Source organism: Bacillus multifaciens, assembly GCF_030756675.1.
GTDB classification, from domain to species: Bacteria; Bacillota; Bacilli; order Bacillales; family Bacillaceae_G; genus Bacillus_A; species Bacillus_A multifaciens.
On record NZ_JAVBXD010000072.1, the window covers coordinates 1 to 10,324 of the forward strand.

The 10,324-nt window shown below is 32.4% G+C and carries 9 protein-coding genes; 8 read left to right on the forward strand and 1 reads right to left on the reverse strand.

What is annotated here, in order from left to right; translation table 11 throughout:
* Positions 1 to 302 precede the first annotated feature (302 nt).
* Positions 303 to 986 (reverse strand): MerR family transcriptional regulator, encoded by a 684-nt coding sequence (locus Q9306_RS23920; protein WP_306203041.1) that lies wholly within the window; start codon positions 984 to 986, stop codon positions 303 to 305.
* Positions 987 to 2,083: 1,097 nt separating this feature from the next.
* Between Q9306_RS23920 and Q9306_RS23925 the strand changes: the two genes are divergently transcribed.
* From Q9306_RS23925 to Q9306_RS23960, 8 genes are all read left to right on the forward strand, one after another.
* Complete coding sequence (locus Q9306_RS23925) at positions 2,084 to 2,365, forward strand: uberolysin/carnocyclin family circular bacteriocin (RefSeq protein ID WP_306203044.1); 282 nt, start codon at positions 2,084 to 2,086, stop codon at positions 2,363 to 2,365.
* A 6-nt stretch (positions 2,366 to 2,371) separates the two neighbouring features.
* On the forward strand, positions 2,372 to 3,502 hold the full coding sequence (locus Q9306_RS23930) for a hypothetical protein (RefSeq protein ID WP_306203046.1): 1,131 nt from the start codon (positions 2,372 to 2,374) through the stop codon (positions 3,500 to 3,502).
* A gap of 18 nt (positions 3,503 to 3,520) precedes the next feature.
* A complete protein-coding gene (locus Q9306_RS23935; protein ID WP_306203048.1) occupies positions 3,521 to 4,006 on the forward strand; it encodes a stage II sporulation protein M in 486 nt (161 codons plus the stop codon).
* Between the two features lie 19 nt (positions 4,007 to 4,025).
* Positions 4,026 to 4,640 carry an ATP-binding cassette domain-containing protein gene (locus Q9306_RS23940; protein ID WP_306203050.1) on the forward strand — a complete coding sequence of 205 codons (615 nt, stop codon included), beginning with the start codon at positions 4,026 to 4,028 and terminating at the stop codon, positions 4,638 to 4,640.
* Positions 4,619 to 5,116 carry a hypothetical protein gene (locus tag Q9306_RS23945; RefSeq protein WP_306203052.1) on the forward strand — a complete coding sequence of 166 codons (498 nt, stop codon included), beginning with the start codon at positions 4,619 to 4,621 and terminating at the stop codon, positions 5,114 to 5,116. Before Q9306_RS23940 ends, Q9306_RS23945 begins: the two co-directional genes overlap by 22 nt.
* Before the next feature lie 1,205 nt (positions 5,117 to 6,321).
* Positions 6,322 to 7,791 carry a plasmid recombination protein gene (locus tag Q9306_RS23950; RefSeq protein WP_306203054.1) on the forward strand — a complete coding sequence of 490 codons (1,470 nt, stop codon included), beginning with the start codon at positions 6,322 to 6,324 and terminating at the stop codon, positions 7,789 to 7,791.
* 220 nt (positions 7,792 to 8,011) lie between these two features.
* Complete coding sequence (locus tag Q9306_RS23955) at positions 8,012 to 8,668, forward strand: MarR family transcriptional regulator (protein WP_306203056.1); 657 nt, start codon at positions 8,012 to 8,014, stop codon at positions 8,666 to 8,668.
* A gap of 879 nt (positions 8,669 to 9,547) precedes the next feature.
* Positions 9,548 to 10,108 (forward strand): helix-turn-helix transcriptional regulator, encoded by a 561-nt coding sequence (locus Q9306_RS23960; protein WP_306203058.1) that lies wholly within the window; start codon positions 9,548 to 9,550, stop codon positions 10,106 to 10,108.
* Positions 10,109 to 10,324 lie beyond the last annotated feature (216 nt).

Consider the following 10,324-nt stretch of genomic DNA (forward strand, 5'->3'; position numbering starts at 1 on the left):
CTTCCGTTTTTCCTTATTATACCATTAGGGGGAGTAATACATTGTGTGATTTTTGTTGTATATTATATTCATAGAGAGTTAACATAACGTAACATTATCGGTAGCAAGGATAAAGGCGAATCCCTTGTAAGATTAGGGATTCGCCTTTTTTCTTTTCTATGACTCTATGCATGATTTTATACATTTCTATTCTGGCGCGGTTTTAGAGTTCTCGGTTGTTACTGGATTAGCCAAAAAACTGTATAAAATCATGCATAATTATTTGTTCCTTTAAAATTTCATGTACAATAATTGAAATTCATTTATCTACTGAACAAGTTAGAGAAGAATCCTTTCTTTTTTCTTTCTTCTTCTTTGGCTGCTGCGAGTTGTTGAATGCTCCGTATATTTTCCATCAACATTTTATCTCTTTCATTTGTTCGTTCTTCTTGTCTTTTTAATTGCTGTCCCACTTGTTTAAGAAGCTCACGATCTGCTTTACGTTCATCCTCAATTTTTTCTAACAGGGCGTGATAAGAGTTCCGTTCTTGCTCCATTTCTTGGATTTTCTCTATAAGACTTTTGTTAAGTTGTTCTTGATCTTTTACATAATTCATTAATGATTGTATAGCTTCTTCTGTTAAAACAGATGGTTCAGTTGATATAGGATTTAAAGAGCGGGTATCAGAATGGGTTTCGTTTGGGGATTCCTTTTTATTTTCTTGAAGAGCGCCCCCCGCTCTTTCTAAAGAGCGTCCACCTTGACGCCTTGATACAATAACCTTTGCAGCTTGTTCCAAATTAAACTTTTGTTCTTTTACTAAAGTTTTAAACAAAATAAGTGTATCTTCATCATAGCGGGTATAGTAGCGGGTTCCATCCTCATTCTTTTCCCAGCCATACCCGTTCTTTTCTAGCGAGGCAGCCCATTTTCTTAAAGTGCTTATTCCGATACCTAGCCGCTCGCTCATCTCCTTATTTAGCAAGACATATTCGTATCTTTCCACGCTATCACCTCGCTCTTTAGAATAGCATAAAACGCTCTTGATCTTTCTTCTCAATGGTTATTCGAGGATTGAAAGGGATCTCCTTTGTATGTTTGGGTATTTGCTTAAATATTTAAGAATACCTATAGCAACTACTGTTATTTTGAACGAATAATATATACAAGAATTTATGCGGGGATTGTGAGGATACGGAAATTCCAATAATGGGGTGGATGGCACGAGTGGCTATCAGGGTATCTGGCGTAGGTGGGGCCAATACTACGGACAGAGTAGAAATATTGTTTTTTTACTATTATGAAATTCTACATATATTATAAAAAAGAGTGAAAAAGGAACTGACTTATAAGATTATGAGTCAGTTCCTTTTTTATTTTGTTATCGATATGAGATTATGTTAACCTTGTATGAATGTAGTATTCAACAATAGAATTTTACCATAATTGTAAAATCTAAAAAAAATAAAGAACATTACAAAAGAATCACGGCTAAAATTGAGTTTATTGGAAGATATTTTTTAAACGTACGATTTTCTTTTTTATGTCGTGTTAGTTCAATCAGAGGAAATTTAAAGAAACACAGAGGTGACAAATCTCTGTGTTTTTACTTTGTGGTCTATGATGGCAAGCTTTTCACTATCTCTTTTTTTATTTTTAAGTGTCACTTTGCAATTGGTTTATTTAAATATTAAAGATTGAATCTATTTTTTTGTTTTTGTCCAAAAAATAGAAAAAATGATTTTTAAGGAAAACAACACCGCAATTAATCCTAATATTAAACCAATTATAATATGAGTTTTAGTTTGATTAAAAGATGAGAAAAAAGTTTTGGAAATAAAATTAAGAAGAAATAAAATAACAAATGTTGTCAATGCAATAATAAAATCTCTTTTTTTACTATTTAGTTTCATAAGATAAATTATAGCATTTTATCTAAATAATAACAATCGAGTAAGTCAAATTTTTACAGTAAAATTACAATATATGTAGATTTTAAACAAATTTTGGAATAAATGGTTGTATTTTTAAATATAAGTAGTGTAATATATTAACGGGAGAATTAATTCTACTAAACATCATTATAAAAAGGGGTTTAATTAAATGGAAAAGCAAAAAAAAATTAAGAATTATGCTGCAACATTAACGTTTGGTTCCGCGGGATTGTTAATGCTTTCTAGTGCGCCACATATCGCAGGTACTCTTGGTGTTAGCACTGGTACTGCAAACCAAGTGGTAACACTTATTGATCAATACCAAACTGCCACAGCTATTGTTTCAATCGTTGGAGCTATAACTGGCGTTGGAGGTATTACTGCAGGAATAGTTTCAACAGTACTTTTTCTACTTAAGAAAAAAGGAAAAGCTAAAGCAGCTGCGTGGTAAGGTGTTATGCTTAAATTGAAATATTATTTCAAATTGTATGATAAAAGTTTAATGGGTCATCTCAATTATTTTGGGATGATTTTTTTCTCTTTGTTGGTAGTATTAGTATTCTTGTTTTATCCTAAACTAATTTCAGGGAAAATGATAATCGTATTTGCTTTTTTTGTTGTACATAGTTTAGCAACAGCAAATATCAACCGTTGTATTTTACCTTATGGTAAACAAACACCGAGTTTGTTGTATGTTTCACGATTAAAGCTACTAAAACATCTCTTTTTTTCTGTTAAACAAGGGTACACATTACAATTAATTCTAGCATTATTTATGTCATTTTTTTTCGGTCTAGTGTTAGGGCAATTTTTAATTGTTATATTGGCAATAGCAACAGTTATAGTCAGTTTCCTTTCTAAATTAACGTTTGGACTATTGAGTATATTGATACGAGTTCTTTTTTTATTAGAATGTCTATTTGTGATTTCTTCATTTTTGGAATGGACTTTATTAATAATTTTTGTACAATTGATTTTAATTTATGTATGTATAACTTTTAACTTTAGTATTTACCGAACTAAAACCACCTTGTTTTCAAACGACTTAGGTTCTTTATTCCGTCCCAAAGGTATTTTAGGATTATTGAAAATATATTTATTAAACAATATTTGGGTATTATTATTTATTGGTGGAGTATCAACTGTTATTGGATACTTTGGACAACTTTTTGCTGCTCGAATTGAGTCTTTGCCTGTATTAATGTTTTTCCAAGTGAGTTACATAACTGTTGTAGAAATTTTAATAGGTTCAAAGTCTGAAGAGATTATGATTGATAAATCAAGAACAGAAATGATGCAATCAGCTAACCAAATTTCATTATTTAAAAGGTTTGAATCAAGTACTATTTATCTATTTTCACTTATTTTAATTATTATTTGTATTTTCGGACTGTTCGGAGCAATGATGAGTATATCTAGCATCACTATAATATTTAAAAATATTATAGCTATTCCAATGAGTCTATTGGCTGGGATTGTGTATTTTAGAAAGTCAGAAATGTTATTAAACGGTAATGAATCAAAAATGCTTAAGATGACCTTACCAATAATATTTTTAATAATAACAACTATACTTACTTTTGTTTAACGGGAGGAGGGACAGACAGTGGTTAGGATACATAAGTTTTTATTGTACTATTTTGTATTTTGCTCTATATGTATTCTTTTAGGAGTGTTTTTTGGCATTGTAGTAGACAAAAACATAATTGAATCTAGTCCTCCAAGTCTAGGGACTGATTTTATGATAACAGTTCTGACTTCAAATTTTAAAAATTTTCTTTGTTATTTATTGCTCCCCATTTTTTCTCCAATACTTCAAGCAACTGATTTAATAGGATCTTCTTTTCAAATAACCATGGGATTTAGGTTATTAGGAAAAGATGAAGCTATGAGCCATTTATTTCCTCATGCTTTATTAGAATTTCCTAATATGTTGTTTTATCAAGGGGTTAGCCAGTATATACTTTATGTTTTGATTTCTAGTAAATCTTTAACAGAAGTATTTCGCCAAGAGAAAAGATTGTTAGTTATGTATCTATTATCGTTACTGGTATTGTTAGTTGCTGCCCTATTAGAGGGTTATGTAGGATAAAGAGGAAAGGGAAAAGATAATGAGTATAGAACTAAAAAAATGCACAAAAAAATTTAATGAAAAAGTTATTTTAAATGAAGTGACAACAACAATCCCGAACGGTTTATTTAGACTTATCGGAAAAAATGGGGTAGGAAAAAGTACTTTCCTTCGAATGATCTCTGGTCTTGATAAAAAGTATTTGGGTGAATTAACTCTAGGGAATGGTCAAACTCTTTATTTAAATGTTGAACCAGTGGGGATTCATCCGTTTACTCTCAAAGAGAATTTAGAGATTTTGTGGAAAACCTTTGATCTTAATCCTTCTGAGGAACAGCTTGCAAAAGTAACCGAATTTTTTGATGGGAACTTGAATGTTTCATACAGCAAATCCTCAACAGGGATGAAAGCTAAAATTGGTTTGTCACTTATTTTTGTGAAAGATTGGGATACTATATTAATTGATGAAACCATGTCCACTTTAGATTCGGACAGTATTTCAATGATAGCAGATACTCTTATAAATAGTGCAAAAAAAAATAAATCTACTATAATATATGTTTCTCACAGTTTGATAAATGAAAAGTTGGATAAACACTCAAATAATATCATGTTAAAAGGAGGGAATATTTTATGGGGAAATACCCTGGATTAATATCTTTATTTTGGTTTGTTATTTATACAATGTTGACTTGCTTTTTTGTATCATTATTCATTGAAGTGGGAGGGAAATTTGATGAAGAAATAAAAGGTCTATCCCAATTTATTGACAGGGTATCTCCAAAAACGATTATACTAATTATTTCAGTATTAATGACATTGTTAGGTACCGTTGTTGCGTACATTATTGCCAAGTTTTTATTACTGTTTTTTGTTACAGATACTAAATCTAATATGTCAGATATGCTCATTCCTAAAAGTTTGGTAATGATTGTGAATATTTTAATCATTACTTTGCTTAATCTTTATAATCCAAGTGTTTTTATACTCACATCCTTTATAGGTTCCATAGGAATACTTTTGTTATTTCAAGCGAAGAAAAAAAATTGGAAGGTATCAATTGTTTTTTCACTTCCTTTTATTGTGGATGCTTCGTTATCTTTAGCTAAAACAGTAGCTTCTCTTTTTTAATGTATTATCCGAAAGAATTTTCTTTTTTTAAGCGTGTGAAGGATGTTAATTTAACGATAGGTGGTGGAAGATGGAAGGTTGCTTTCATCATCGAACTGATAAGTCCCTACTTTTAAAATTCGTTAGAATTTTAAGTGGTGTGTAGTTCACTAATAATAGAATAGAAAGTAGTATAAAACTGATATTAGATAACTAAACCTTAACATTCTTCTTTATAAGATCGCTCTTCCGTACAAAAAAGATTTAAAAGTGATATAAAAAACGACTTTAAAATCTAGAAATGTGAACTGTACCTTGAATCGTGGACATTTGAAAAAATTTATGATTCGGGGTTTTTCTGTATTCTTATAAGAAATATTTGTTGGTCCAATATCAACATAGCTGTGATTAAGAGAAAAGTAATTTGTTTTGTAACAAAATACCGTATCAAAAATAATTCGTAACATTATTATTTGAAATCATTTTTGTTACTGAAAAACACGTATATATTTAAACGAATTTGCTACTTTGCCCCTGGTTACAGCAACGCTGGTACTGGATCATATAGTGGAATGGATTTGGATAGACGCATTCTTTTGTTTAATTGATATGGAGGAAGAAGAGGATGATTTTGACGAAGACGATGTATTGTATAAAAATTAAATGGCAATTCATCTAAATGGAAAACAATTTATATTGGATAAAACAAGTGTTGCAGAGTTGTTTTTTCTCATGGATCAAGAGAGAATTGAATGTTTTTTTAGGAACATACGGACAAAATCTACAGGATTTTGTGAAAGAATTAAAAAGGGATAGTGCTGAAATAGATAAGAAGTAGTAGCATGGCGTGTGTCAACGGTACCGGACCGAACCCGAAAGGGTACGGGAGGATAAGGAGTTGACACACTCACTATGCGACCCTCTTGGATTGTCAAAACGTTAACCGTTTTGGCCTGCCAACCGGCGAGGGAGCCCCTCAAAGAATGAGGGGTTGGGGAGTTGGATGAAGGGGGTCTGGGGAAGAGTTCCCCAGTGGGTTTGGGCAACGCCCAAGGTTTGGTTTTTCCATGCTAGGCATGGCTCGGCAAAGCCGACAAGCGTCGCAGACCCCTATCGATTTTGATGCGTAAGTGTCAAAATACGTATAGGGTTACGTTAATTGACTCCATTTCGTCGCTTTGCTAGACTTATGGTATCAATTAATCTAGGGGAAGTGGTGGCACTTTATGTTGGCGTCTATCTCATTTAATCAATCTCATCAAAGTTCATTGAGCCATAATAACAGGGAAAACATTCATGGGAATCCTGGCATTGATCCATCCAGGTTAGACGAGAATATCTACTTTGTTCAAAAGGACATCCGAAGTGTATACAAGGATGTCTTTCAAGAAGCGGTGGACAAGTATAACAAGAAACAAAAACGGAATGACCGTAAGATTGATGACTACTATGGAAAAATACATAAAGACGATAAGACACATGAGCAACGAGAATTGGTCGTAGCGATTGGGGAAGGCAAAGACGACCCAAAGTATAGGGAAGCCAAAAAAGAAGCACTGAAGCGCTATGCTGGAGCGTTTCAAGAGCGGAATCCAAATCTAGCAGTCTATAACATGGTTTTACATGATGATGAAGCGAATCCACATTTACATATTAACTATGTACCGAATTTCGAAAGTAGTCGAGGCTTAACGAGGCGTGTCGGAATGGATAGAGCCTTGCAACAACAAGGCATAAAAGGAAAAGGAACGGAACTCATTGCGAATTGGAGAACATTAGAGACGGCTTATATCGAGGAATTAGCAAAAGAACATATTCCTGATTTTGAAAGGGCAAATGTAGGGTCTCACAAGTACATGAAAGTCCGTCAGTATAAGGAATATGCAGAAACAAAATCATTTGTTGAAAATCAAGTACAAGAAAAAGAAACGCAATTACAAGTTGTTGATCATCATTTGAAAGATGCTGAAGAAAAAGCAAAAGAATTACAGATGGTGAAAAAGCGTTTGGAAAGTGATGTCGTTGATAAGTACAAAGAATTAGAGACAGTGAAGCAACAAGTGGAAAGTGGAAGTGAAAAGCTGCAGCTGATTGGCCAGCGTTATGTAGAGTTAGAAAAAAGAGTAAAACAAAAGCAAGAAGAATTAGATCGTGTTGCCGATCAAGTACCAAATGAACCTGTTAAAATTCCATTTTTGCGTAAAGAAGTAATAACAGAAGTACAGGATAAGATGTTTGGAAAAGCTGAAATCACGAAGAAACAGACAAGAAATTATGTGTTATCACCAGAACAATATCAAGAATTAACAAAACAAGTGAATGCAGCGGTGACTATCAAAAAGGATTATGAGCGTTTGAGAAAAACAGATTTTGTGAAAGAGTATCAAAGTTTACGAATGACTGCAGAAGGTTGGATGGAAGAGAATAGGACATTGAAACAAGAAAAAGGTCAGTTGCAAAAAGAAGTGGGGACGTTAAAGACTGAAATAAGTTCTTTAAAAGCTCATATAAGAGATTTACAGACAAATATAAAGGTTTTATATCAAGAAACAAAAAAAGTCTTTAAAGAGCAATTTAAGACGTTTAGAGCGATTATTAAAAATGAATTGGATAATAAGGGAATAGATAATCAATTTGAACGTGAGTATAAGAGGGAAATGAGCAATAAACATCGAGGATTTGATATGGAAAGATAAAAAAAATGGGGAAACTTTGTTTCCATCTTTCAGGTTATTGAAAACGTGATAGAATGAAAAAAGAGCCATGCGGGAACATGACTCTTTTAAAAGGGTATTCTACGAAAATACCTAAAAGAAAATTATCTGGTTATAGATTATCATAATTTGATTTATAATCAAATAGCAAAAAATAGGTGTTTTTGTTGATTCCCTCAATTTAAGGAGGAATTAACTAGATATGACAAAGAAAATTATTGATTTTGGACAAGCTGAAAAAAAAGCAAAAGAAAGAGATAGCAAAATTAATAGTATTTATGAAAAACTTGAAGGCACTGGTGGACTTTCTGAAGAAGAAAGAGCCATGATGCTACAAGTATTAAGTAAAATGTCTGGTGGAGAAGAATATTTTATTGGTAAAAAGAAAAAACCTACGGATCGGGTGAGATTTGTGCAAATGATTACAGAGAATATTGATTATTTATGTGAAATTGGCTATTTAACTCAACCGGAAAAGGCATTTTTATTTGATATTTCAAGATTTCTAGAATTTAAATCAAATGTTGTTGTTGAAAAAAATAAAGATGATGATATAAAACCGAATGCAGCGTCTCCTAGTTATTTAGCTAAGAAATTAGGGAAAACAAGGACTTCTATTTCAAAAATGATGAATGAATTGCTTGAAAAAGGAGTTTTAGGAGTGGCAGAAACTGGTGTAATAACTGAAGATGGAAGAACTTGTTCAGCAAGGACTTGGTTTGTTAATCCTAATATATTATGTAATTCACCTAAAGATGATATTGATAGAGCGACTCAACAAATTTTTTCAAAAGCTTTACGTAATATCAAAATTGAAGGTAATAGAAAAAAACATAAACTACCAATTTATTTATTTTAGATGTCAATTTATATTGACATCTTTTTTTATTTATCATTTCCCATTTTATAGGTGTTAAAATTTTTTAACACAGGTGTTAAAAAATTTTAACACCTTATGTCTTATAAACCCTTGCTATTACTGACTTTCTTCATTTTGCTCTTCTCACTCTTATATATAGGGCTAAAAGTTCCGCAAGGAACGGGTCGTATTTTTGAGAAAACCACTCAAAAATCTCCACCCTTTTCGCTTTGCTCCATCCTTGCAAAACTTTTTTCGGCTCGTGTGCTTTTCTCGCCAAGCCGAAGGACAAAAAGCAATGCAATGGTTCTCGACTTGGACTAGCAAGTATACGAGCCGAACCGCCAAGATCATTCGTTCTGGATTCGTTCTTATCCGTTATGACGTTACGTTTCAAACCGTGGGGTCTCGCCCCCACACGACGAGCCAGCACTCCAAACAAAAAGCAATGGAAGACCAAAGGGCAAGATCCAAACAAAGGGAGTGGGCAAGCTACGGGATTACCATGATAATCCCCAAAAACATCGTTTTTGACTTGCTAGGAAGTTTCCTAGAACCTTTACCGTTCTTTCGTTCTCGAAATTTCATTTGCTTGTCCGAAAACGATTGTCGCTTTGCTCGATTTGCAATATATAAAAAGACAAGATTAAAACAAAAAAACTAACCCTGACAGAGGTACTAGTAGAGGTTTATTTCTTAAACAGTTGCTTGATTTGGATCAGTAATTGTACCCGACGAACCGCCAGCACTCATACTGAAAAATAAGGGGAAAATAGCATGATAAAACATTTTTACACTGTAAAATCATGCTATTATAAAGAAATTTGGTAGTCTTTAATTAACCTTTAACTTAATCTCAAACTTAAGGGAGATGTATAGATGAACATTAGTAAACAGATACAATATTTTCGTAAACGGGATAATATGTCCCAAGAGGAGTTAGCAGCAAAAATTCATGTTTCCAGACAATCTATTTCTAACTGGGAAAATGAAAGAAACTACCCAGATATTCATAATTTATTAATGATGAGTATTCTTTTTAATGTCTCCCTGGATGATTTAGTTAAAGGAGATGTAAAGATCATGAAAGAAGAACTTCAAAAATCAACTTTTCTTAAGTGGAGTTACATCATGTTAGGATTGATGATTCTACTTCCTATTTCTATTGCACCCGTATTTTACTTTTTTGGTTATTATGGTCTTATAATACCTGGGGTACTCACAATTTTGTTTATGTTTTCATCATTGAAAGTTGAAAACATAAAAAAAGAGCATAATTTAAAAACTTATCGTCAAATAGTTGATTTTATAGAGGGAAAACCTGTAAGTGAAGTAAAGCCTAATATAAAAGACAAATTATTAAAAATAAGTTTGATGCTTGCAAGTGCTTTAATTAGTTATAGTTTGATTTATTTAGGATTGAGTGTATTTGGAAGATAACTTAGAAAACTATTAAAAGTCCTCCGGATTGTTTAACTGGAGGACTTTCGTGTTCACATAATTCTCGAAAGCGGAAGTTAAATCGTTGGGTCCGTTAGGTATCAGAATTTGTATTAAGTTTCAAATGCTTATCACCTAAAATAGTAATGTTTATATTCCATCTTGGGTGTAGTATCAAGTGATTGTTTTAGAATTTGATGAAAACAATCACTTGAT

Bases quoted from the DNA above. Each gene is read 5' to 3' on its own strand.
- Q9306_RS23925 (WP_306203044.1), top strand. From the start codon at position 2,084: ATGGAAAAGCAAAAAAAAATTAAGAATTATGCTGCAACATTAACGTTT.
- Q9306_RS23930 (WP_306203046.1), top strand. From the start codon at position 2,372: ATGCTTAAATTGAAATATTATTTCAAATTGTATGATAAAAGTTTAATG.
- Q9306_RS23940 (WP_306203050.1), top strand. From the start codon at position 4,026: ATGAGTATAGAACTAAAAAAATGCACAAAAAAATTTAATGAAAAAGTT.
- Q9306_RS23945 (WP_306203052.1), top strand. From the start codon at position 4,619: ATGGGGAAATACCCTGGATTAATATCTTTATTTTGGTTTGTTATTTAT.
- Q9306_RS23950 (WP_306203054.1), top strand. From the start codon at position 6,322: ATGTTGGCGTCTATCTCATTTAATCAATCTCATCAAAGTTCATTGAGC.
- Q9306_RS23955 (WP_306203056.1), top strand. From the start codon at position 8,012: ATGACAAAGAAAATTATTGATTTTGGACAAGCTGAAAAAAAAGCAAAA.
- Q9306_RS23960 (WP_306203058.1), top strand. From the start codon at position 9,548: ATGAACATTAGTAAACAGATACAATATTTTCGTAAACGGGATAATATG.